The sequence below is a fragment of the Marinobacter lipolyticus genome (assembly GCF_018424605.1).
Lineage (GTDB): Bacteria > Pseudomonadota > Gammaproteobacteria > Pseudomonadales > Oleiphilaceae > Marinobacter > Marinobacter lipolyticus_B.
Genome location: NZ_QTKT01000009.1, coordinates 156,773 through 178,907, shown reverse-complemented (window position 1 = coordinate 178,907; position 22,135 = coordinate 156,773). Strand labels below are relative to the sequence as shown.

Annotated in this window: 21 protein-coding genes; 12 read left to right on the top strand and 9 right to left on the bottom strand. The window is 60.0% G+C overall.

Annotated elements, in window-relative coordinates:
- Positions 1-32: 32 nt before the first annotated feature.
- From DYI22_RS13445 to DYI22_RS13425, 5 genes are all read right to left on the bottom strand, one after another.
- A complete protein-coding gene (locus DYI22_RS13445) occupies positions 33-536 on the bottom strand; it encodes a hypothetical protein (RefSeq protein ID WP_213478607.1) in 504 nt (167 codons plus the stop codon).
- 96 nt (positions 537-632) lie between these two features.
- Positions 633-2,399 (bottom strand): sodium:solute symporter family protein, encoded by a 1,767-nt coding sequence (locus DYI22_RS13440; protein WP_213478606.1) that lies wholly within the window; start codon positions 2,397-2,399, stop codon positions 633-635.
- A gap of 6 nt (positions 2,400-2,405) precedes the next feature.
- Positions 2,406-2,669 carry a DUF4212 domain-containing protein gene (locus tag DYI22_RS13435; RefSeq protein WP_213478605.1) on the bottom strand — a complete coding sequence of 88 codons (264 nt, stop codon included), beginning with the start codon at positions 2,667-2,669 and terminating at the stop codon, positions 2,406-2,408.
- A 203-nt stretch (positions 2,670-2,872) separates the two neighbouring features.
- Complete coding sequence (locus DYI22_RS13430; protein ID WP_213478604.1) at positions 2,873-3,580, bottom strand: PolC-type DNA polymerase III; 708 nt, start codon at positions 3,578-3,580, stop codon at positions 2,873-2,875.
- 17 nt (positions 3,581-3,597) lie between these two features.
- Positions 3,598-5,514 carry a putative nucleotidyltransferase substrate binding domain-containing protein gene (locus DYI22_RS13425; protein ID WP_213478603.1) on the bottom strand — a complete coding sequence of 639 codons (1,917 nt, stop codon included), beginning with the start codon at positions 5,512-5,514 and terminating at the stop codon, positions 3,598-3,600.
- A gap of 157 nt (positions 5,515-5,671) precedes the next feature.
- Here DYI22_RS13425 and smrA point away from each other — a divergent pair, with 157 nt between their 5' ends.
- From smrA to DYI22_RS13385, 8 genes are all read left to right on the top strand, one after another.
- On the top strand, positions 5,672-6,253 hold the full coding sequence (smrA, locus tag DYI22_RS13420) for a DNA endonuclease SmrA (protein ID WP_213478602.1): 582 nt from the start codon (positions 5,672-5,674) through the stop codon (positions 6,251-6,253).
- Positions 6,254-6,321: 68 nt separating this feature from the next.
- Positions 6,322-6,516: a hypothetical protein gene (locus DYI22_RS13415; RefSeq protein ID WP_213478601.1), complete on the top strand. Its 195-nt coding sequence runs from the start codon at positions 6,322-6,324 to the stop codon at positions 6,514-6,516.
- 86 nt (positions 6,517-6,602) lie between these two features.
- Positions 6,603-7,091, top strand: coding sequence for a (2Fe-2S)-binding protein (locus tag DYI22_RS13410; protein ID WP_213478600.1), 489 nt, complete (start codon positions 6,603-6,605; stop codon positions 7,089-7,091).
- A gap of 7 nt (positions 7,092-7,098) precedes the next feature.
- Positions 7,099-9,300 (top strand): xanthine dehydrogenase family protein molybdopterin-binding subunit, encoded by a 2,202-nt coding sequence (locus tag DYI22_RS13405; RefSeq protein WP_228301014.1) that lies wholly within the window; start codon positions 7,099-7,101, stop codon positions 9,298-9,300.
- Positions 9,301-9,410: 110 nt separating this feature from the next.
- Positions 9,411-10,031 (top strand): methylthioribulose 1-phosphate dehydratase, encoded by a 621-nt coding sequence (locus DYI22_RS13400; protein WP_213478598.1) that lies wholly within the window; start codon positions 9,411-9,413, stop codon positions 10,029-10,031.
- Positions 10,031-10,588, top strand: coding sequence for a 1,2-dihydroxy-3-keto-5-methylthiopentene dioxygenase (locus tag DYI22_RS13395; RefSeq protein WP_213478597.1), 558 nt, complete (start codon positions 10,031-10,033; stop codon positions 10,586-10,588). Before DYI22_RS13400 ends, DYI22_RS13395 begins: the two co-directional genes overlap by 1 nt.
- On the top strand, positions 10,588-11,280 hold the full coding sequence (mtnC, locus tag DYI22_RS13390; protein WP_213478596.1) for an acireductone synthase: 693 nt from the start codon (positions 10,588-10,590) through the stop codon (positions 11,278-11,280). Before DYI22_RS13395 ends, mtnC begins: the two co-directional genes overlap by 1 nt.
- A 142-nt stretch (positions 11,281-11,422) precedes the next feature.
- Positions 11,423-12,391 (top strand): DUF3080 domain-containing protein, encoded by a 969-nt coding sequence (locus tag DYI22_RS13385; RefSeq protein ID WP_213478595.1) that lies wholly within the window; start codon positions 11,423-11,425, stop codon positions 12,389-12,391.
- 6 nt (positions 12,392-12,397) lie between these two features.
- Here DYI22_RS13385 and DYI22_RS13380 read toward each other — a convergent pair whose 3' ends face one another.
- Genes DYI22_RS13380 through arsC form a run of 4 tightly spaced genes read right to left on the bottom strand, consistent with a single transcriptional unit; the run spans position 12,398 to position 15,571 of the window.
- A complete protein-coding gene (locus tag DYI22_RS13380) occupies positions 12,398-14,179 on the bottom strand; it encodes a GspE/PulE family protein (protein WP_213478594.1) in 1,782 nt (593 codons plus the stop codon).
- Between the two features lie 11 nt (positions 14,180-14,190).
- Positions 14,191-14,559, bottom strand: a complete 369-nt coding sequence (locus DYI22_RS13375; RefSeq protein WP_213478593.1) for a DUF2069 domain-containing protein — start codon at positions 14,557-14,559, stop codon at positions 14,191-14,193.
- A 42-nt stretch (positions 14,560-14,601) separates the two neighbouring features.
- On the bottom strand, positions 14,602-15,204 hold the full coding sequence (gene wrbA, locus DYI22_RS13370) for an NAD(P)H:quinone oxidoreductase (RefSeq protein WP_213478592.1): 603 nt from the start codon (positions 15,202-15,204) through the stop codon (positions 14,602-14,604).
- A gap of 13 nt (positions 15,205-15,217) precedes the next feature.
- Positions 15,218-15,571, bottom strand: coding sequence for an arsenate reductase (glutaredoxin) (arsC, locus tag DYI22_RS13365; protein ID WP_213478591.1), 354 nt, complete (start codon positions 15,569-15,571; stop codon positions 15,218-15,220).
- A gap of 69 nt (positions 15,572-15,640) precedes the next feature.
- On the opposite strand from arsC, the gene DYI22_RS13360 reads away from it, so the two are divergent.
- The 4 genes from DYI22_RS13360 (at position 15,641) to tilS (ending at position 22,104) form a co-directional block, all read left to right on the top strand.
- Positions 15,641-16,108 (top strand): TlpA family protein disulfide reductase, encoded by a 468-nt coding sequence (locus DYI22_RS13360; protein WP_416234601.1) that lies wholly within the window; start codon positions 15,641-15,643, stop codon positions 16,106-16,108.
- 44 nt (positions 16,109-16,152) lie between these two features.
- Positions 16,153-19,635, top strand: coding sequence for a DNA polymerase III subunit alpha (gene dnaE / locus DYI22_RS13355; RefSeq protein ID WP_213478589.1), 3,483 nt, complete (start codon positions 16,153-16,155; stop codon positions 19,633-19,635).
- Positions 19,636-19,814: 179 nt separating this feature from the next.
- Positions 19,815-20,768 (top strand): acetyl-CoA carboxylase carboxyl transferase subunit alpha, encoded by a 954-nt coding sequence (gene accA, locus DYI22_RS13350; RefSeq protein ID WP_213478588.1) that lies wholly within the window; start codon positions 19,815-19,817, stop codon positions 20,766-20,768.
- Entirely contained in the window at positions 20,752-22,104 is a 1,353-nt protein-coding gene (gene tilS / locus DYI22_RS13345; protein WP_213478587.1) for a tRNA lysidine(34) synthetase TilS, read from the top strand. Before accA ends, tilS begins: the two co-directional genes overlap by 17 nt.
- Positions 22,105-22,135 lie beyond the last annotated feature (31 nt).

Below are 22,135 nucleotides of genomic sequence, written 5' to 3'. Positions count from 1 at the left end.
CTAAAGGTAGATGTCAGACCCGGCGAACCGGGTTAGCTGCATGCCGCCCTCACCAGCGTGTCGTCGTCGGGCAGGGCACGCAGTTCATTCAGGTCCGGCTGGTTGTCCCGGTCAAAAGGTACCAGCTCGCGGGTGTCGCAGTTGAGCAGGTACATCTTATGGGATACCGCATCGGTGTAGGACTGCTCGAACCGGTACAGATTGAAGCGGACCACATTGTGACCTAGGTTGTCCCGCACCAGGCTGTCGGTGTCGAGCACGGTGAAGGCTGTCACCTGGGGAATCACGTACGTCCAGGGGCGCCACGGCGCACCGTACTTTTCAGTACTGACGACGACCGCCTCTTCCGGTAGCAGTGTTTGTTTGTGTTCAAACCAGTTGTATTCCCCGTACACCAGGTAGGCAAGCATCCCCGCCCCTGCAAATGCCGGGATGATCCACTTGGGGGCCTTCTTACGGGTCAGGGCACGTATACCAAGGGCGATGCCCGCGGCGCCCAGGCCAGAGAAAATGGTCGCTACAAAAGTCCAGAACATAATTGGCTTTCCTCGAAAAAAAACGGGCTCCCTCTCAGAGGAAGCCCGTTCTGGATCAACCGTCAGCGTAGAGACTGAGAGCGGTTGACTTGTTGCTTAGTGGTCGTGAGCAGAACCGGCACCACGTGGGTAACGGACGCTTTCAACCAGCTCCTGAATTTCAACGGGCGGTTCTTCAGTCGCATGAGAGACTGCAAAGGCTACCGCAAAGTTGATCAGGGCACCAACTGCACCAAACGACAGCGGGGAGATACCCAGCAGCCAGTTGTCCGGTGTGTTGGCGAGGTTATTGGTACCGGGAATGAAGAACCAGCCCAGGAAGATGAAGATGTAAACCAGGGTGGAGCCCAGGCCAGCCAGCATGCCGGCGACGGCGCCCTTGTTGTTTACACGCTTGGAGAAGATACCCATCATCAGCGCCGGGAACAGGGAAGCGGCGGCGATACCAAACGCCAGCGCAACAACCTGTGCCGCGAAGCCGGGAGGGTTGGCGCCGAGATAGGTCGCAACCACAATGGCGACGGCCATTGAGATACGCGCCGCTTTCAGCTCGCCTTTCTCCGTAATCTTCGGGTTGATGGCACCTTTGATCAGGTCATGGCTGACCGCCGACGAGATCGCCAGCAACAGACCGGCAGCGGTCGACAATGCGGCTGCCAGACCACCGGCGGCAATCAGACCAATCACCCAGCCAGGCAGATTGGCGATTTCCGGGTTGGCCAGAACCAGGATGTCGTTGTTGACCACCAGCTCGTTGCCATTCCAGCCACGGCTTTCGGCTTCCGGAGCAAAGGCTTCGGACTCGTTATACAACTGGATGCGGCCATCGCTGTTCTTGTCTTCATAGGTGATCAGACCGGTCTCTTCCCAGGTCGCCATCCACGCCGGACGATTGTCGTATTCGATCGGCTGTGCCGCCGGTCCTTCCGGATAGATGGTGGTCATCAGGTTCAGACGGGCCATGGAAGCAACAGCCGGAGCGGTCAGGTACAGCAGGGCGATGAAGACCAGTGCCCAGCCAGCGGACCAGCGCGCATCAGCAACCTTGGGTACGGTGAAGAACCGGATGATGACGTGGGGGAGGCCGGCCGTACCGATCATCAGCGACAGGGTGAACAGCACCATGTTCAGCTTGTTGTCGACGTCGTCGGTGTAATCACGGAAGCCCAGTTCGGTGATGATCTGGTCAAGACGCTCAAGCAGCGGTACACCGGATTCGATGTGAGTCGAGAACAGGCCCAGTGGCGGAAGCGGGTTGCCCGTCAGCTGCAGGGATATGAACACCGCAGGAATGGTGTAGGCAATGATCAGTACGCAGTACTGGGCGACCTGGGTGTAGGTAATGCCTTTCATGCCGCCGAGAACGGCGTAAATGAAGACAACCACGGCCGCAATGATCAGGCCCATGGTGGCGTCAACTTCCAGGAAGCGGGAGAAAGCCACGCCGGCGCCGGCCATCTGGCCGATAACGTAAGTAACGGACGCCACGATCAAGCAGACCACGGCTACCAGGCGCGCCTGTTTGCTGTAGAAGCGATCGCCAATGAACTCCGGCACCGTGAACTTGCCGAACTTACGCAGGTAAGGGGCAAGCAGCATGGCCAGAAGCACGTAGCCGCCGGTCCAGCCCATCAGGAAGGTTGAGTTGGCGTAACCGCCAGCGGCGATCAGGCCCGCCATGGAAATGAAGGATGCCGCAGACATCCAGTCAGCACCGATGGCCATACCGTTGGTCACCGGATGAACGCCGCCACCGGCAACGTAGAAGTCGCTGGTGGTGCCAGCTTTCGCCCAGATGGCGATACCGATATAGAGGAGGAAGGAGCCCCCCACGAACAATAGGTTGATAGCAAATTGGCTCATACGATCTTACTCCTCATGCACGCCGAATTGCTCGTCGATTCTGTTCATGCGCCAGGCATAAAAGAAAATCAGAGCGATGAAGGTAAGAATCGAACCCTGCTGGGCGAACCAGAAGCCAAGATCGGTTCCGCCAAATTCAATGCCCGCCAGCAGAGGGCGCAGCAGGATGGCAAAGCCATAGGACACCAGGGCCCAGACGATCAGGCTCCCGAATATAAGGCGAAGGTTCGCCTTCCAGTATTTTTCAGCGTCGTAGCTATGACCTGACATAGGATCACTCCTGTGTTGTTGTTTTGGAGGTTGGGTGGGTTTTTGAAGAGCTGAAACCGTAAGAGAAATTATTATTCATATAGGTGTTTCTCCGACTTGTTGTCATCTCTGACTTTACTGGTCAAGGGAATTATAGATATTGGCAAAAGGTCTAATTCTCAGTCATTTGCCGTAAAATCTCCTGATTCAGAGCGCCGGCACGATCACACACGGTGCATGCTTTTAAGGCGTCGGTAATAGCGAAGTTTGTCAGTCAGATCCGCCAGCGTGATCACGCCGTGTTTGCCGGCTTTGTTCAGCGCCGCCAGCGTCAATTCGGCGGTTACCATGGCATCTGCAGCGGCATGGTGGCGCTCGCTGACCTCCAGGCCGAAATAATCGGCCCAGTGGTCCAGCCCGGCCCCGCCGGTTTTGGCGTCTGGGAAGAACGCAGGCAATATGTCCGCTACATCAATCCAGGTGTGGCTGCGGGTATATCCCAGGGTCTGCTTCAGGGTCTTTTCCAGAAACTTCTGATCGAAGGCGGAGTGGTAAGCCAGCACCGGATCGCCGTTCATCCATTCCAGCAGATGCAGCAGCGCCTCTTCGGTTTCATGGCCCCGCGTCAGTGCTTCCGGACCAATTCCGTGGATGAGCACGGTTTCGCTGATATCAAGCTCAGGCCGGCGCAGGATCAGGTCAAACTGGTCGGCCAGGTGAATCACGCTGGCAGAGATCGCCACGGCTCCAATCGCAATGACCTGATCCCTGGAGGGGTTCAGCCCGGTGGTCTCCAGGTCCAGAACAATTAGCCGGGTTTTCGCCAGCGCCTGGTCTCCGGCAGCCTTCGGGTGGGGTAGTTGTTCCGGGTCGCAGTGAAGGCTGCCACCGCCACGGCGTCGTTCAAACCATTGTCGGATATGCTCCAGCATAACAACGGGCCCATGGCTCACAATTGATAGGTCACTTCCAGCTTTTGCTGGAGCCGTTGTGCCTGGCGGAAAGACTCGCGCAGAATCCGTCGGTCCAGTGGGTTCAGGTCATCGGGATTAATGTAGTTGGATAGTGGCTCTCCCCGATCCAGCATTTCCTGGTGAGCCCTCATCCGAATGGCCTGAATCAGGCTGTAGGCTTCTTTCCACGCATTGGCGTCTTTGGGATCGAACACCTCCCTGGCCACGAGGCGATCCATCCGTTCCAGCGTGTTGGCCTCCTCAACGCCATTGGCCAGGGCAAACACCCGCACGGCTTCCACAAACGGTGCAAGTCCCTGTCGTTTCAGGTCAAGGGTGTGCTTCCTGCCATCGGAGGCGTAGCGGAAACTGCGGAACATGGTGAGCGGTGGTCGGCGGGTGATGGCATTGCCGGCGAGCATCTTCTGGAACAGAGCGTTCTTGCGAATGCGTGTCAGTACTTTGTCGAACAGGTCCTCCAGAGGCTTGGTCGGTCCGAACACGGCCCGCATATCCAGAAAAATCGACGAATAGACCAGGTTCTGTGGGGTGGATGCATCGATAAACCGGATAAACCAGTCGTCCCATTCCTTTCCGCTCAGGCACAGTTTCGGGTTGCTGGCCATGATGTTGCCTTTGCACAGGGTGAAACCACACTCGGCCAGTTCCTGGTTTACCGTCTGGGCGAATGGCAGCAGCTTTTCCCGAACCTGATCCTCGGTCATGCCCTGCGGGGTGTCGAACAGGATACCGTTGTCCTGATCGGTGAGCAGCGTCTGCTCCTGTCGCCCCTCGCTACCGAAGGTGAGCCAGGTGAAGGGGATGCCCGGATCGTTTTTCTTGATGTTCAGCTCCAGCACCCGGCGAACCGTGACGTCGTTGAGCGTGGTGATGATTTTCACGACCTGCCCGGAATCGGCGCCATGGGCGAGCATGGCATCCACCAGCCGGGAAACGTCCGAGCGCAGACTGACCAGCGTCCTCAAATGGCTGGCGGTGCCAATGGTGCGTGCAAGATTCACCAGATCCACGCGTTGCAGGGCGAACAGGTCCCGTTCCGATACCACCCCAATGAGGCGGCGCTCCTCATCGATCACGCAGAGGTGAGCAAAATGATGCTCCGCCATCAGCAGCGCGGCTTCGAAGGCGTCGGCGTGAGCCGTAAGACAGATTGGGTCTCTGGTCATCACCTGACTGACCGGGGTATCCAGCGGCCCCTTTTCTTCCGCCACCATGGTACGCAGATCCCGCAGCGTGAAAATCCCTGTGGGATGTCGTTCGTCGTCGGTGATGATGATGCTGCCCACATTGTTCTCGTGCATGCGGGCCACCGCCTTGCGCACCGGGAGGTCCGGCGAGCAGACGATCGGATTTCTGAGGGCGTAGCGTTCCAGCGGCGTGTCCAGTGAGTTGCTGGAGCCCATGGACGCCATGGCGCCGGACTGGATGCGCTGATTGACCTGGTCAAGCAGGCTACTGACACCCCTCAGGCAGAAATCCCGGAACGGATCGCTGTCAGAAAACAGCGTGACGAAGGCATCGTGCTCAATGCTCAGGCAGAAGGTATCGCCGGAGGCGCGATGAAGCGTGCGGGTGGGGCGCTCACCGATCAAAGCGGCGAGGGGGAAGCATTCGCCCTGGCTGATTTCAAAGGTGGTTTCTGTCTTGCCATCTTTGTCGTTGTGGCGTTCACCACGAATCCGCCCCTGCTTGACCACGTAAAACCTTCTCACCGGGCCGTCTTCCGGAGACAGCACAACGTCTTCATCGGCGAAGAAGCGCAGCGATGCATGCTCGGCAAAGTGGGCAAGATGCGCGTCGTCCATGTTCGAGAAAGGCGCATGCTCCCGCAGAAAGGTCATAATCGCTCGGGTGTTCTGGGGGCGCTGGGTGTCCTGGGTGGCGGCAGCCATAGTATCGTCCGTTTTACTTGTTATCGCCCCGAGTGTAGACCAGTTGGCGCCAGTGCAACTGTACGATTTTCGTCGAAGGTGTGGCGGGCACGTTGCCTTTATGACATCGCACGCTGGTGGTAAAGTTTCTTCAACTCCAACGCTGAACGACAAAACCATGACGACCAAAGAAGAGCGCCTGAGCTTTCTGGAAGAAATGAAGGACGTCCGGCGCATCCGCAAACCCAATCGGGCCGAGACCCGAGTGCCGAAAGAGCTGACCCCCGGCCATCTCGAGCGGCAGCGGGCGGCGGTTGATCAACCCGTCAAAGACACCAACCCGCTCACGTCGGACATGGTGGAGCCGTTGACGGCCCACGATATCCTGAGCTGGCAACGCCCCGGTATTCAGCACGGCGTTTTTCGCAAACTGAGGCTGGGCCAGTACCCCATTGAAGCGCGCCTTGATCTGCATCGAATGACGGTGGACGAAGCCCGCCGTGAAGTCTTCGCCTTTGTGAACGACTGCATTCGTTATGGGCTGCGCTCGGTCATCATCCTGCACGGCAAGGGCGAGCGTAACCCTGACGGCATCGCCCAGCTGAAAAGTTTTCTCGCGAAGTGGTTACCGGAACTGGATGGCGTGCTTGCCTTTCATTCCGCCCAGAAACACCATGGCGGCACCGGTGCCGTCTATGTCATGGTTCGAAAAAGCGATCGGGACAAGCAGCACAACCGTGAGGTGCACGGCAGCCGCTGAATGTCCGGTCATACCGTCCGTCTCGGACGACTTAACGGGCCCCGCGGGGCCAGATACCCGGAGGTATTATGTTCAGGAAACTCTGTCTGCTCGCCCTTGTGTCGCTTGCGATTACCGGCTGCAAGGACCGTGTTATCTGGAACGACAACGGAAAAATAGATGAGGCGACCGAAAACCGGGAGGTATGGGATAGCCAGGGCGAGCTCGACAACGGAGAGCGTAAGATCTGGGTCGATGAAGAAGGCAACGAAGTCGTCAAATAAGCCCGGGTGGTGCCGCCTGAAAACGACAATAACAAGACGATGCCCGAGGTTCACGGCATCCTTCCAGTCCATGAGAGGAAACAGCAATGGCCCTGAACCTGACGGTGAACGGTGAGCACAAGACCCTGGAAATCGACCCGGATACGCCCCTGTTGTGGGTAATCCGTGACGAGCTGGGGCTCAAGGGCACCAAATTCGGCTGTGGCGCCGGCCTGTGCGGCGCCTGCACGGTCCATCTGGAGGGGCAGCCGGTGCGTTCCTGTTCCACCCCCGTCGAGATGGCAAGCGGCAAATCGATCACCACCATAGAAGGATTGGGCAGCCCGGGCCGCTTGCACCCTTTGCAGAAGGCCTGGATTGAGCACGGCGTGCCTCAGTGTGGTTACTGCCAGTCGGGACAGATCATGAGCGCTGCGCATTTACTTGATTACAATCCGACGCCCGCGCGGGATGAGATCGTTGCGGCGATGAGTGGCAATCTGTGCCGGTGTGGCACCTATTCCCGTATCATTGCGGCAGTGGAATCCGTGGTGGCGGACACCGATGTCACAGTTTCCGGACAGAAGGGCGCGTGAGATGACCATGAATCGCAGGGATTTTCTCAAGGTCACCGGCGCCTCCTCCGGCAGCCTCGTGCTGGCACTCTCATTGGCGGGTTGTGCCGGAGTCAGAGCCGGCTATGAGGAAGAAGAGGGCAGCTGGCGGCCGGACGCATGGCTGGAGCTGACCACCGACAACAACGTGTATTTCACCCTCGCCCGGGTGGAGATGGGGCAGGGAACCTATACCGGCCTTACCACCCTGGTGGCGGAAGAACTGGAGGTGGAGCCGGCCTCCATCACTCCGAAATTCGCGCCGGTGGCCCCGGAGTACCGCAACCCTCTCTACAAGCTTCAGCTCACCGGTGGCAGTACCAGCCTGGCCACCAGCTGGGAGCCATTGCGCCAGGCCGGAGCGCACGCGCGCGAGATGCTGATTCTGGCTGCGGCGAAGGTATGGGGCGTAGATCACCGGGAATGTACCGCAATGGACGGACAGGTGCGCCATCCCAACGGCGTTGACGCCCTGGCCTATGGCAAACTGGTGCAGCTGGCATCCGGCGAGGTCGTGCGGCATGAGGTCGCGCTCAAGCCTCCCAGCCAGTGGCGCTACATTGGCAGGGATCGTGGTCGCCTGGATGCCGAGGCGAAATCCACCGGTACCGCGGAATACGGTATCGATGTAGAGCTGCCGGACATGGTGTACGCGGTGGTTACCCGTCCGCCGCGCCATGGTGGGCGCGTGCAATCGTTTAATGGCGCCGACATTGAGGGTATGCCCGGTGTGCTGGACGTGCTCGAGATTGAGCGCGGCGTGGCCATTGTGGCCAGCAAATACTGGCAGGCCCGCAAGGCCCAGCAACAACTGAAGGTGGAATGGGACAACACCGACGCCCTCGACCTGTCCACGGATGATGTGTTTGCGCATTATCACCGTGCAGCGGATGAGGATGCAGGCGAACGCGAGCGCAACGACGGCAGTTTTACCGGCGCGGCGGAATCCGCCGAGCGGGTAGTGGAAGCCAGTTACGAGCAGCCCTACCTGGCGCACGCCACATTGGAGCCCATGAACGCGACGGCCTGGTATCGCGGAAACACCATGGAAGTCTGGGCCCCTACGCAGGCGCCGGATCTTGGCCGTATTGCGGCGGCGCGTGTCAGCGACCTTTCCCCGAGTGATGTGACCATTAACACCACCTTTCTCGGTGGCGGATTCGGCCGCCGGCTGACCCAGGATTACATCGAAGAGGCCGCTGCCGTGGCCTACCGGGTCAAACAACCGGTGAAAGTGATCTGGAGCCGGGAAGAGGACACCCGCCACGACCTGTTCCGTCCGGCCATGCTGCATCGCATGAAAGCGAGCGTTTCCGGTAATCAGGTGACCGGATGGCACCATCAGGTGGTCGGGCCCCAGATTCTGGACTGGTACGTGCGCAATGCAGCGCCGGCGCAATACCCGTGGTCTCCGAAGTTCCTCTACGACACCCTGGGTAGGGTCGGCCTGATGGCCGAGGGCATTGCGACGCCAAAGGATATGTCCGCCATCGAGGGCGCCGTCGATTACCCCTATGAAGTGGCTAACGTTGAAATTCGACATACCCATACCGATCCGGGTGTTCCCATTACCTGGTGGCGATCGGTGGGCTATTCCCACAACGGCTTTGCCGCCGAAACCTTCATGGACGAACTGGCCCATGAAACCGGGAATGACCCCTATGATTTCAGGCGGGGCCTGCTCAAGGACCAGCCCCGGCATCTGGCGGTACTCGATCGGGTTGCCGCTATAGCGGACTGGCGGGCCGGTGCGCCCGCCGGGCGGGCCCGCGGCCTGGCTCTGTTCCAGAGTTTCGGTACTTATGTGGCGCAGGTGATTGAAGCGAGTATCGAAAATGGCGAAATACGTATTCACCGGGTCTGGTGCGCCGTGGATTGCGGGCAGGTGGTCAATCCGGCCATCGTCCGCGACCAGATCGAAGGCGGCATCATTTTCGGCCTGACCGCGGCCCTGCACGGGGAAATCACTCTGGAGAACGGCGCGGTTCAGCAGAGTAACTTTCACGACTATGCACTGATGCGCAACTACGAGTTGCCGAGCGTAGAGGTCGATGTGGTCGACAGTACCGAGCCACCGACCGGGGTGGGTGAGCCCGGTGTTCCGCCGGTTCTGCCGGCACTGGGCAATGCCTTGTTCGCGCTGACCGGCAAGCGGCAACGGACGTTGCCGTTAAAATCCGCTGCAGGGTAGTACAAGGGTAGTAAAACGGTGGCGCGAGATCGTTTGCGGGCGTCGCCTCCGGCTTTATAATGGCCGCACATTCCCGCCGCAGCAGCGCGGGCTGAAACCGGAGACTGCCAGTGTTTGACGTAACCCGCTACGCTCAGGTGGCCGAAACCATTGCCGAGGCCGGGCGCTTTCTGTACGGGCGGGGTTGGTCCCCCGCCACCAGCAGCAATTATTCTGCTCGCATTGATGACAACCACATCGCCATCACCGTGTCCGGTCGCCACAAGGGCGAGTTGGGCGCGGGGGATGTCATGGTTGTGGATCTGGCCGGGCAGCCGGAGCAGAGTCAGTGCCGTTCGTCCGCAGAAACCCTGCTCCACACGGTCCTGTATAACGTCTTTCCGGACGTCGGTGCCGTGCTGCACACCCACTCGGTCAACGCCACCGTTCTGAGCCGGCTGGTCACAGAGCCATTCCTGACCCTGGAAGGTTACGAGCTGCAAAAAGCGTTTCCGGGCCACGACAGCCACGAAACAAGTTTGGTGGTGCCGGTGTTCGACAACACCCAGGATATCCCGGACCTGGCGGAGCGAACCGGGCAATGGTTCCGCGCCCACCCTGACCAGCCCGGTTATCTTATCCGCGGCCATGGCCTTTATACCTGGGGGCGGACCATGGCAGACTGCCTGAGGCACGTCGAAGCGTTTGAATTTCTGTTTGAATGTGAACTTGCAACCATGAGGCTTCGTTGATGACGACCCTGAGCATCTTTGATCAAAACCGGCCAGAACAGCCACAATCTGTGACGGAAGACCCCGCTGAAATCCGTCGCCTGTTGGCCGAGCAAGGGATCCGCTTTGAGCAGTGGCAGACCCGGGATCTTCCTGATGACGCCTCTCAGGAGGCCATTCTGGAAGCCTATCGGGAGGAAGTGGCTGCGTTGAAAGCGGAGTGCGGCTTCCAGACCGCCGATGTGGTCAGCCTGAACCCGGACAACCCACAGAAAGACGCGTTCCGTCAGAAGTTCCTGGATGAGCACGTCCACAGCGAAGATGAAGTCCGCTTTTTCGTGCGTGGCCAGGGCCTGTTTTACCTGCATTTTCAGGAGCAGGTCTACGCGGTGTTGTGCCAGAAGAACGACCTTATCAGTGTACCCGATGGCACCCGGCACTGGTTTGACATGGGCCCGCAGCCCAGGTTCACCTGCATCCGTCTGTTCAGCAATCCCGAAGGCTGGGTTGCGGATTTCACCGGTGAGGATATTGCTCGTCAGTTGCCCCGCTATGAACAGTTGGCCGGGGTGGCCTGATGATCCGGGTGATTCTCACCGACATTGAGGGCACGACCAGCTCTATCTCCTTCGTCCACGACGTGCTGTTTCCCTATGCGGCGGACCACATCGCGGCTTTCGTCCGCGAGGGTCAGTCGGACAACCCGGCCATTGCCAGCCAGCTCGATGCCGTAGCGGAGCGCTCCGGTGTCCCGCGGGAGGACGTTGAAGCCCTGATTGAGGTTCTGCAGGGCTGGATCAGGAACGATCACAAGGAAACGCCTCTGAAAGCGCTGCAAGGTATGCTCTGGGCCCAGGGCTATCAGCAGGGTGCTTTCCGTGGCCACGTATACGAGGATGCGGCTGAATACCTGCAGCGGTGGCATGATCGGGGATTGCGATTGTTCGTATACTCTTCCGGATCGGTGCAGGCCCAGAAGCTGATTTTTGGTTTCAGTGAAGCCGGCGATCTGACGCCGTTTTTTTCCGGGTACTTCGATACCCGGGTTGGTGGCAAGAAAGAGCCGGAGTCTTACCGCAATATTCTGGAGCAGCTGGGCGTGGAGGCCGACACGGTGCTGTTTCTCTCCGATGTGGAAGCGGAGCTTGATGCGGCCGAGAGCGCTGGCATGGCCACGGCATGGTTGATCCGGGATGGCGTCATTCCGGAGACCGGGCGGCCGGTTGCCCGCACGTTCGCCGAGGTGGACAGACTGCTGCAGCGGCGCTGACCCCCGGTATCCGTCGCGGGTCGGCTGTTCACTGAATCAGGGGAGCCGCAGGGTGTTCTTTCGCCGACCTTTTCCATTAATACTTTGTTCATTGGCAACCCTCGTGCTGGCGGGCTGTAACCCGTTTTCCCAGGCGGATTCCATGATGGATGAATACGTGGAGCGGGTTGCGCGAGTACTGGACGGCGAGGCGGAACTGTCTGATCCGGTTGCGCCGCAGCGCATGCCGTTGCGGCGCAACCGACGGCTCGACATGCCGGAACTCGACATCGATATTCTGGATTTTCTCTCCCTGTACGGCTGCCAGTTGCAGTATGTGGTGGGCGAGCGCAATTCGGTGATGGGGCGGGTCATGGATCCACTGAACCGTCTGCGCTACGAACTGCGGTTCATCGATGCCGCCCGGGATTGCCTGCCGGATATTGACCGCAAGTCGTTGAAGACCAGCGTTCAGGATGCCATTGCCAGCAAGCGTGAGTCCTTACCCGTTGCGATCTGGAACGCCACCTGGGCAACCGAAGAGATCGAGGCGCTGTTCACGCTCTCCAAAGGGTATTATCCGGTGTCACCCGAGGGCAATCCGGTGTCGGATCTGTCGCTGGATCTTGACCGGCTCAATAACACGCTGGCCGCGCTGTTGGCAGGGCAGCTGGACCACTCGCTGGACTACGTTGGCGAGGTGCATCAGCGCTGGCAGGCGGAGCACCGCGCGGGGCAGTTACTCAACAGCGCCAGCTTGCTGATCGCCAGGCTGGACGACGCCACGGCTGTTATCCGCACGCGTCTGGGCAAGCGGCCGCTGTGTTTCGACGGCAAGCCCAACAATCAGTCCGATATTGTTCGCAACATGTTTTTCAGCGTGTACATCGACCGTATCCAGCCGTACATGAGCGATGTCCGCCGGGGGCAGGACGCGCTGATCCTGCCGCTCCAGCAAATGGCGGAGGCCCAGAGTGGCGTCATGCCGGAGACGTTCCGGGGGTGGGCCCAGCGGCATCTTCGTCAGGATGGCGATGCCAGTATCTGGCAGGAACTCGATCGCGCGATGGCCGAGCACACGGAAAGCTGGCAAAGTCTGCTCGGTCAATGCGGTCTGAGGCCCGGAGCGTGACGGCCGTCAGCGCTGGCTTTCCGGTGTCACCCGCAGGATTTCTTCGATGGTGGTCTGGCCGGCGGCGACCTTCTGGGCACCACTCAAACGCAGGGACTTCATGCCGGTTTTGTAAGCCTCCAGTCGCAGCTCTTCCAGCTCGCACTGATCGGTGATCCGCACACTGAGGTCGCCGGAGAGTTTGAGAATTTCATAAACACCCGCGCGGCCGTAATAGCCGGTATTGCGGCATTCCAGGCAGCCCACCGGGCGGTAGATCTGTTCCGGGGTTGCCGCTTTCCAGGGGCGGGTCAGGCTTTGCCAGGCCTGCTCATCCACCGGGCCGGGGGCTTTGCAGTGAGGGCACAGGGTACGGGCCAGCCGCTGCGCCATTACCCCGAGCACCGTTGCCCGGATCAGATAGGGCGGAATGCCAAGCTCCATCAGCCGCGTAATGGCGCTGGGTGCATCGTTGGTGTGCAGGGTCGAGAGTACCAGGTGCCCGGTCAGTGCTGCCTGCACCGCCATTTCAGCGGTTTCCAGATCGCGGATCTCACCAATCATGATGATGTCCGGGTCCTGTCTCAGCAGGGCCCGTACACCGGCGGCGAAGGTCAGCTCGATGTTGTTCTGCACCTGCATCTGATTGAATGCCGGCTCGACCATTTCGATCGGATCCTCGATGGTGCAGATATTCACCTCGGAAGACGCCAGCTGTTTGAGGGTGGAATACAACGTGGTGGTTTTACCCGACCCCGTTGGCCCGGTCACCAGCACAATGCCGTGGGGCCGATCGGTGATGTCGTGCCAGCGTTCCCGGTCTTCGCGGGAAAACCCGAGTTGCTCATAGGATTTGAGCAGCACCTCGGGGTCGAAAATCCGCATCACCATTTTTTCGCCAAACGCGGTGGGCATGGTCGCCAGGCGCAATTCCACTTCGCTGTTGTCGGGCTTGCGGGTTTTGATGCGACCGTCCTGTGGACGGCGTTTCTCCGCCACGTTCAGCCGCCCGAGTATCTTCAATCGGCTGGTCACCGCTACCCCGACCTGCTCGGGGAACTCGTATACGTTGTGCAGCACGCCATCAATGCGGAAACGCACCTGGGTGACGTTGCGCCTGGGCTCGATGTGGATGTCCGAGGAGCGTTGGTCAAAGGCATATTGCAGTAACCAGTCAACGATCTTGACCACGTGCTGGTCATTCGCGTCCGGATGGTCGTTGGCCCCAAGATCCAGTAACTGTTCAAAATTCTGATTACCGGCCGAGCCTTCGCCTTGCCGGCCACTGGCCTTGCTGACCGAGTTTGCCAGCTGGTAGAACTCGACGGTGTAGCGGCGCAGGTCTTCCGGATTGGCCACCACCCGGCGAATGTCCTTGCGAACGGCCTGGCGAAGGTTGCTTTCCCAGTCGCTCTTGAAGGGCTCTGCGCTGGCGATGAGTACTTCGTCCTGACCGATCTCGACCGCCAGTATGCCGTGGCGCTGGGCAAAGGCGTAGGACATCACCTTGGCGATGGCCGGAGTGTCAATCTTCAGCGGATCAATGTGGTACCAGGGCTGGCCTGCCCAGTCCGCCATCCATTGGGTGAGTCGGTCGAGGTCCAGCGTGCGGCCGCTGTTCTGGCTTTTCAGGGCTGCCAGTGCGATCAGTTCCAGCGGATGTCGTTGCCGCGTGTCCGTGCCGATATTGGCCTGCAGAACCCGGTCGGCGTCCTCCTGGGAAATTTCGCCGCTGGTCACCAGCGCGGTGATCAGATCGCGAAGGGTGAGTGTGCTTCGTGGTGGTGCAGGTGCGCGAAGATTACCCATGATGGCTCCGGTCAGGCGTCCGTGGTTGCCGCCGGACGGTTTACTTTCAGGTGCACCATGGCGACGGTAAACAGCAGGAACGTCAGGGTGGTGAGAATCAGCGGCGCGACGGCGCCCTCACTGAGCCAGGTCGATACCACCGCCTGAGTGAAATAGAAAATCACCACAAAGGCCATCCAGATATAGCCCCGGTTATGGCCGCGAAATACCGGTACGGCGAACGCCAGCAGTGGCAACAATTTGACCGCCAGCATCAGCGAGACCGACACCCCTTCCACCGGTGCCGGGTAGAACGTGGTGATCAGCAGCGTGGCCAGAACGGCGATGTAAAGCGCAATGGTCAGTCTGGCGGTAACGCGGGCTTTCGGGTTGTGGATCATGGCTACTTTCCGTTGGCTATCGATGGAGTTTTCACGGCGGTTCTAGCGGAGTTTCAGGGCGAGGGTCGCCAGCCGTTCGCCGAAACTCTGGCAAATTGCTTTCTCGTGTTCGGTCAGCGGGAGCTGCTCGCCCGTACCCGCCCAGTGAGACGGACCATAGGGTGTGCCACCGGATGATGTTTCATTCAGCGCCGCTTCGGAGTAGGGAACGCCGCACAATACCATGCCGTGGTGCAGCAGCGGCATCATCATGGTTAGCAGTGTCGTTTCCTGGCCGCCATGAAGGCTGCCGGTTGAGGTGAATGCGCCGGCCGGTTTGCCAGCGAGCGCGCCGCTCAGCCACAGGTCTCCGGTTCCGTCGAGAAAATGTTTCAATGGCGCCGCCATGTTGCCGAAGCGAGTCGGGCTGCCAATGGCAAGCCCGGCGCATTGAGCCAGGTCGTCCTTGCTTGCATAGGGCGCGCCCTCGTCAGGAACGGGCGGGAGCGAGGCGTCGGTATTCGGGGACACCGGCGGCACGGTGCGGATACGGGCCTCCATGCCGGGCATTCTGGCCACGCCACGGCCAATCTGGCGGGCCATTTCAGCGGTCTGGCCGCTGCGGCTGTAATACAACACCAGTACGTAGGTGGTCTCGGACGACATCAGCACGCTCCGATCAGAGTAGGGACAATACGTTTTCCGGGGGGCGCCCGAGCGCCGCCTTGCTGCCGCGGAGCACGATCGGGCGTTCAATAAGTTTTGGTGTCGCCACCATGGCCCGGATCAGGTCCTGGTCGCTCAGCGCCTCGTTGTCGAGATTCTGCTCGGCGTACTCTTTTTCGCCCTTGCGCATCAATTGGCGCGGCGCCATTCCAAGGGCATCCAGGATCTGTCGCAGCTCCTGCTCTGTTGGCGGGGTTTCAAGGTAGCGTATAATCTCCGGCTCGATACCACGCGCAGCAAGCAGTTCAAGGGTTTGTCTGGATTTTGAGCAGCGGGGGTTGTGGAAAATACGGGTCGGTTCTGTCATCTTCTGGCCTGAGTTGAGTGTGGCTGTCCTGATTTCCGGATGCCCCGTAGTCTAACAGGAGGACTCGCCGTGCAGTACCCTGCAAGGTTCCGTTGCCGGAATCCGTTTTCAAAAGTCGTTCTCGTGCTTGCCTTCGGGTGGCTGGCGGGCTGTGACACGCTGGAATTCGAACAGGCCGAGGGCGAGCCGGTGGGTTGGGACAGCCTGCGAGGGCAGTGGGTACTGGTCAACTACTGGGCGGAATGGTGCAAACCCTGCCTGGAAGAGATACCGGAACTGAACCGGGTGGATAAGAGTAGCCAGATCACCGTGCTTGGTGTCAATTTCGACGGCATCCGCGGTCAGGAACTGACGGATCTGGGCGACACCATGGGCATCGAGTTCACCATGCTGGCCGAAGACCCGGGCAGCGAATTTGGCTGGAAAACGCCCGTTGCTCTGCCGGCCACGTTTGTGATCGACCCGGACGGCGAGCTGCGCGAAACCCGCTTCGGGCCGCAGACTGAAGAAGAACTTAAAGCTCTGACCGGCGGCTGAAGCCGACGGTGACTGGAATTCAACCGCAGGAATACCCCGACGTTATGGCGCAAACCTTTGTACACCTCCGCGTACACTCCGAATACTCCATGGTGGATGGACTGGTGCGGGTCAAGCCGCTGGTCAACCGGGTTGCGGAGCTGAACATGCCTGCTGTCGGGCTGACCGAACAGTCCAACATGTGTTCGCTGGTGCGCTTCTACAAAGCCGCGACCGGTGCGGGGGTGAAGCCGATCATCGGTGCGGACCTGTGGGTGGACAACCCGGAAGAACCGGAGAACCCGTTTCGCCTCACCCTGTTGGCGCGTGACAACGACGGTTACCTCCACCTGACTGAGATCATCAGTCAGGGCTACACCGAGGGGCAGCGCTTCGGCAAGCCCATCATTCAGCGTGCCTGGCTGGAGGCCCGTGCCGGCGGGCTGATCGCCCTGTCGGGCGGCAAGATGGGCGATGTGGGCAAGGCGTTGCTGGCGGGCAAGCCGGACCTGGCCCGGGAAAGGGCCCGGTACTGGATGGAGCTATACCCTGACAGCTACTACCTCGAGCTCCAGCGCACCGGCCGCACGGGTGACGAAGACTGCCTGCACCTGAGTGTAGAGCTGGCGCAACAGCTGGACATTCCGGTGGTGGCCACCAACGACGTGCACTTCCTGACGGCAGACGACTTCGAGGCCCATGAAGCCCGGGTCTGTATCGGCGAAAGCCGCACCCTTGACGATCCCCGCCGCGATCGTCGCTTCAGCGACCAGCAATACCTGCGCAGCGCCGAAGACATGATCGAGCTGTTCAGCGATATCCCGGAAGCCATCGAGAATACCGTGGAAATTGCCCGTCGCTGCTCGGTCAAGGTTCGCATGGGAGAATACTTCCTGCCGAACTATCCGATCCCCGATGGCATGACCATGGACGAGTACTTCCGCAAGGTGTCCGAAGAGGGGCTGGAAGAGCGCCTGGCGAAAACCCTGAGCCGGGACGATCCCGAGTACGACGCCAAGCGCGAGGCCTATTACAAGCGCCTCAATTTTGAGCTGGATATCATCATCCAGATGGGGTTTCCCGGTTACTTCCTCATCGTTATGGACTTTATCAAGTGGGCGAAAAATAACGGCGTCCCGGTCGGTCCGGGCCGGGGTTCCGGTGCCGGCTCGCTGGTGGCCTACGCCCAGTTGATCACCGATCTGGACCCGCTGGAATACGATCTGCTGTTCGAGCGGTTCCTGAACCCGGAGCGGGTCTCCATGCCCGACTTCGACGTTGACTTCTGCATGGAGGGGCGCGACCGGGTCATCGCTTATGTGGCGGAGAAATACGGTCGCGAGGCGGTTTCCCAGATCATCACCTTCGGAACCATGGCCGCGAAGGCGGTTGTGCGGGATGTGGCACGGGTCCAGGGCAAGTCCTATGGTCTGGCCGACAAGCTGTCGAAGATGATTCCCTTCGAGCCCGGGATGACGCTGGAAAAAGCGCTGGAACAGGAGCCCCAGCTGACGGACTTCCTTGAACAGGATGAAGAAGCCCAGGAAATCTGGGACATGGCGCTCAAGCTTGAAGGCGTGTGCCGGAACGCCGGCAAGCACGCCGGGGGCGTGGTGATCGCGCCCACCAAAATCACCGATTTCTCGCCGCTGTATTGCGACGATGAGGGTGGCAGCCTGGTCACCCAGTTCGACAAGGGCGACGTGGAAGACGCCGGTCTGGTGAAATTCGACTTCCTCGGCCTGCGCACCCTGACCATCATCGACTGGGCCCTGAAGATGATCAACCCGCGCCGTGAGAAGCGCGGCCTGGCACCGCTGGATATCAATGAGATTCCGCTGGACGACGTGCCCTCGTTCGACATGCTCAAGAAGGCGGAGACCACCGCGGTGTTCCAGCTGGAATCCCGCGGCATGAAGGATCTGATCCGTCGCCTGCAGCCCGACTCCCTCGAGGACATGATCGCACTGGTGGCGTTGTTCCGCCCGGGCCCGCTGCAGTCGGGCATGGTGGACGACTTTATCGACCGGAAGCACGGGCGCCAGCCGATGTCGTTTCCCCATCCGGATTATCAGTACGAAGGCCTGAAGCCGGTACTGGAGCCCACCTACGGGGTCATCCTGTACCAGGAGCAGGTCATGCAGATCGCCCAGGTGATGGCGGGCTACACCCTCGGTGGCGCGGACATGCTGCGCCGGGCCATGGGTAAGAAAAAACCTGAGGAGATGGCCAAGCAGAAGCAGATCTTTCTGGATGGCTGCGAGAATAATGGCATCAACAAGACCCTGGCGGAGAACATCTTCGACCTGGTGGAAAAGTTCGCGGGCTACGGCTTCAACAAATCCCACTCGGCAGCCTACGCCCTGGTGTCTTACCAGACGCTGTGGCTGAAGGCCCATTTTCCGGCGGAATTCATGGCGGCGGTACTGACTGCGGATATGCAGAATACCGACAAAGTGGTCACGCTGGTGGAAGAGTGCCGGAACATGAAGCTGGACCTGCTGGTGCCGGATGTCAGCCGTTCCGAATACACCTTCACCGTTAATGACGAAGGCCAGATTGTTTATGGTCTGGGCGCCATCAAGGGACTCGGCGAGGGTCCGATCCAGAGCATCGTGGAAGGGCGGGGCGATGGCGAGCCCTACCAGGACATTTTTGATTTCTGCCGCCGGGTGGACCCGAAAAAGGTCAACAAGCGGGCGATGGAAGCGCTGATTCGCTCCGGTGCGATGGACAAGCTGGGTGCCGGTCGTGCGCAACTGATGGCCAGCATTGACAAGGCGGTTCAGCAGGCGGGTCAGCAGTCCCGCAACGACGCCGTGGGTATGATGGACATGTTCGGCGAAACCCTGGAGGCCAGTGGCGACACCGATCCCTACGAGGATGTGGCCCACGTCAGGGAATGGCCGGAGAAAGAGCGCCTGAAGGGTGAGAAGGATACCCTGGGGCTTTACCTGACCGGCCATCCGTTCGATGAATACGAGCGTGAAGTGCGCCGCTTCGTGCGCTCGTCCATTGCGGATCTTAAGCCCAACAAGTCGCCCCAGCGGGTAGCCGGTCTGGTGGTTGCCCAGCGCACCATGAAGACCCGCACCGGATCGACCATGTGTTTTATCACCCTCGACGATCGCAGTGCCCGCATAGAGGCTACTCTGTTCTCGGAAGCCTTCTTTGAGAACCGGGAACTGCTGCAGTCGGATCAGGTGATCGTGGTGGAGGGGCAGGTCAGCCATGACGACTACTCCGGGCAGATGAAGATGCGGGTCAGTTCGGTGATGGATGTGGGCACCGCACGCCAGCAGTTCAGCCGCGGGCTGCGGCTGTCGCTGCACGCCGATCAGCTGCAGAACGGCCTGCTCGACAAACTGGACAATACCCTCAGGCCGTTCCGTTGCGAAGGCAGCCCGGTGTGGATTGAGTACAGCAGCAACGACGCCAGAACCCGCATAGAACTGGGAGAAGGGTGGAGAGTTCAGCCAGATGACGACCTGTTACTGGAACTTCGCTACCTGATGGGCGACCGGGCCGTAGAACTGGTCTATGATTGAGGTAATCCGGCAAGGTTTGGTCTGGTTCATCAGCTGACATATTGATAAGTTACCGTTTTGTCGGAACGCGGTCTCATACCAATGTCCGCTTTAGCCATGGTCCGGGCGCTGTTATCTTTGTCCAAAATTCTGGTTTGGCGGGATGAAATTTCCGTCTGGCAATCAAATGATGGAACATCATGAACCCTAATTATCTGGATTTCGAACAACCCATTGCCGACCTGGAAGCGAAAATCGAAGAGCTTCGCATGGTGGGTAACGACACCGATATCAACATCTCCGATGAGATCAACCGGCTCAAGAACAAGAGCGTCAGTCTGACGGAGAGCATTTTTTCCGACCTGCAGCCCTGGGATGTGGCGCGCCTCGCCCGTCACCCCCGCCGTCCTTACACACTTGATTACATCGAAATGATGTTCGACGACTTTGACGAGCTGCACGGCGATCGCCGTTACGCGGACGATCTGTCGATTGTCGGCGGCACCGCGCGCCTGGACGACAAGCCGGTCATGGTCATCGGCCACCAGAAAGGCCGGGAAGTGCGTGACAAGGTCAAGCGCAACTTCGGTATGCCGCGGCCGGAGGGCTATCGTAAGGCGCTGCGCCTGATGGAAATGGCTGAACGTTTCCGCATGCCGATCCTGACGTTTATCGACACACCGGGTGCGTATCCTGGCATTGGTGCCGAGGAGCGTGGTCAAAGTGAGGCGATTGCCTTCAATCTGGCGGTTATGTCGCGCCTCAAAACCCCTATCATTTCCACGGTCATCGGCGAGGGTGGTTCCGGTGGTGCGCTGGCCATTGGCGTGTGTGACCAACTGAATATGCTGCAGTACTCGACCTATGCGGTAATTTCTCCCGAGGGTTGTGCCTCCATTCTGTGGAAGAGTGCGGAATACGCTGCCCAGGCTGCCGAAGCCATGGGGGTGACTGCCGATCGCCTGAAAGACCTGGGGCTGGCGGACAACGTGATCAGGGAGCCGCTGGGTGGTGCCCACCGGAACCCGGAAAAGATGTCCGAATCGCTTCGTGACACCCTGAAAAAAGGCGTCGCAGAGTTGAGTCGCCTTCCCGTCGATGAATTGGTGTCCCGCCGTTATGAGCGGCTGACACGATATGACACCGGGCGGTAAATCCGCCCCGGACTTCACCTGGCCGGCGGCCCTGAGTGAGTCGGTCAGGCACCTCCCGGATGCTACGCAGGTGTGGGTCGCCCTCAGCGGTGGCCTTGATTCTGTCTTGCTGCTTCACGTTGTATCCCGTCTTTGCAGCGCCGATCGCACTATCCGGGCGATTCACGTCAATCATCAGTTACAGACCAATGCGGATGATGTGGAGCGCTTCTGTCGCAACCTGTGTGAGAGCTTGAATGTGCCCCTGTACGTCGAGCGGGTGACCGTTGGGGCACACACAGGCTCACCGGCAGGTGGAGTGGAAGAAGCGGCCCGCCACGCCCGTTATGGCGTGTTCGAACGGGTTCTGCAGGCCGACGACCTGTTGTTGATGGCCCACCATGGCGACGACCAGGCCGAAACCGTGCTGTTTCGATTGTTGCGGGGCAGCGGTGTCGGTGGGCTCGCCGGCATGCCGTCCACCCGCACGATTGGCCATGGGCAATTGCACCGGCCATTGCTGGCGTTCAGTCGGCAACAGATTTGCGATTGGGCGCAGCAGGCTGACCTGCGGTGGATCGAAGATCCCAGTAACGCCGACCAGACCTTCGACCGGAATTTTCTGCGTCACTCGGTTATGCCACTGCTGAAATCGCGCTGGCCCTCCCTGATCAAACGCCTCTCCCACAGCGCCCACGCCTGCGCGGAACAGCAAGAGCTGGCCGCATCCCTGGCACAGATTCATTACGCGTCGGTTGCCGGCGGCGAGGGGCGCCTGCGAGTTGCCCAGATGCTGGGGTTGAGCCATGCCGAACAGAAGAACCTGCTGCACTGGTGGATAACCCGCCGAGGCTTCCCGTTTCCCGCCGTTGCCAACTGGGAGCAGGTGATCCGTGACCTGCTGCTGGCAGCGCCGGACCGGGAGCCGGAATTCCGCGGCGATGGCTATTGCCTGCGCCGCTTTCACGGCTGGATCTATCTGGTGCCGGATGGGGGCGGATTCGAGGTGGCACCGCAACCCCTGCGTCCCGGCCCGCCAGTGGTGATCGGCAACTGGCGTTTGAAGCTGTTATCCGCAGCTACCCCAGAGTGCCCGCCGCCGCCAATACGGATATCTACGAGGCAGGGGGGTGAGCGCATCCGGCCGCGGGTGGGCGGGCCGTCGACATCACTGAAAAAATGGCTGCAGGCGCAGCGTGTGCCACCTTGGGAGAGGCCTTGTATCCCGCTGGTTTTCGAGGGAGCTGAGGGCGAGGGGGAGTTGGTTGCGGTTGGCGATTTGTGGCTTTCCGACAGATACTGTGGGGAGGCCCCGGCCGCTGGCTGGCGCATCGTTGTGGAGCGGGAATGTGATTGAGTCAGAGGGGGCTTTCTGGTAGTCTGGCGTC

Excerpts from the sequence above, each read along its gene's own strand:
- DYI22_RS13440 (WP_213478606.1), bottom strand. The coding sequence starts at position 2,399 with ATGAGCCAATTTGCTATCAACCTATTGTTCGTGGGGGGCTCCTTCCTC.
- DYI22_RS13385 (WP_213478595.1), top strand. The coding sequence starts at position 11,423 with ATGATGGATGAATACGTGGAGCGGGTTGCGCGAGTACTGGACGGCGAG.
- DYI22_RS13435 (WP_213478605.1), bottom strand. The coding sequence starts at position 2,669 with ATGTCAGGTCATAGCTACGACGCTGAAAAATACTGGAAGGCGAACCTT.
- mtnC (WP_213478596.1), top strand. The coding sequence starts at position 10,588 with ATGATCCGGGTGATTCTCACCGACATTGAGGGCACGACCAGCTCTATC.
- DYI22_RS13445 (WP_213478607.1), bottom strand. The coding sequence starts at position 536 with ATGTTCTGGACTTTTGTAGCGACCATTTTCTCTGGCCTGGGCGCCGCG.
- DYI22_RS13395 (WP_213478597.1), top strand. The coding sequence starts at position 10,031 with ATGACGACCCTGAGCATCTTTGATCAAAACCGGCCAGAACAGCCACAA.
- dnaE (WP_213478589.1), top strand. The coding sequence starts at position 16,153 with ATGGCGCAAACCTTTGTACACCTCCGCGTACACTCCGAATACTCCATG.
- smrA (WP_213478602.1), top strand. The coding sequence starts at position 5,672 with ATGACGACCAAAGAAGAGCGCCTGAGCTTTCTGGAAGAAATGAAGGAC.
- DYI22_RS13380 (WP_213478594.1), bottom strand. The coding sequence starts at position 14,179 with ATGGGTAATCTTCGCGCACCTGCACCACCACGAAGCACACTCACCCTT.
- DYI22_RS13430 (WP_213478604.1), bottom strand. The coding sequence starts at position 3,580 with ATGCTGGAGCATATCCGACAATGGTTTGAACGACGCCGTGGCGGTGGC.
- DYI22_RS13410 (WP_213478600.1), top strand. The coding sequence starts at position 6,603 with ATGGCCCTGAACCTGACGGTGAACGGTGAGCACAAGACCCTGGAAATC.
- tilS (WP_213478587.1), top strand. The coding sequence starts at position 20,752 with ATGACACCGGGCGGTAAATCCGCCCCGGACTTCACCTGGCCGGCGGCC.
- arsC (WP_213478591.1), bottom strand. The coding sequence starts at position 15,571 with ATGACAGAACCGACCCGTATTTTCCACAACCCCCGCTGCTCAAAATCC.
- DYI22_RS13375 (WP_213478593.1), bottom strand. The coding sequence starts at position 14,559 with ATGATCCACAACCCGAAAGCCCGCGTTACCGCCAGACTGACCATTGCG.
- DYI22_RS13425 (WP_213478603.1), bottom strand. The coding sequence starts at position 5,514 with ATGGCTGCCGCCACCCAGGACACCCAGCGCCCCCAGAACACCCGAGCG.
- DYI22_RS13415 (WP_213478601.1), top strand. The coding sequence starts at position 6,322 with ATGTTCAGGAAACTCTGTCTGCTCGCCCTTGTGTCGCTTGCGATTACC.
- wrbA (WP_213478592.1), bottom strand. The coding sequence starts at position 15,204 with ATGTCGTCCGAGACCACCTACGTACTGGTGTTGTATTACAGCCGCAGC.
- DYI22_RS13405 (WP_228301014.1), top strand. The coding sequence starts at position 7,099 with ATGAATCGCAGGGATTTTCTCAAGGTCACCGGCGCCTCCTCCGGCAGC.
- accA (WP_213478588.1), top strand. The coding sequence starts at position 19,815 with ATGAACCCTAATTATCTGGATTTCGAACAACCCATTGCCGACCTGGAA.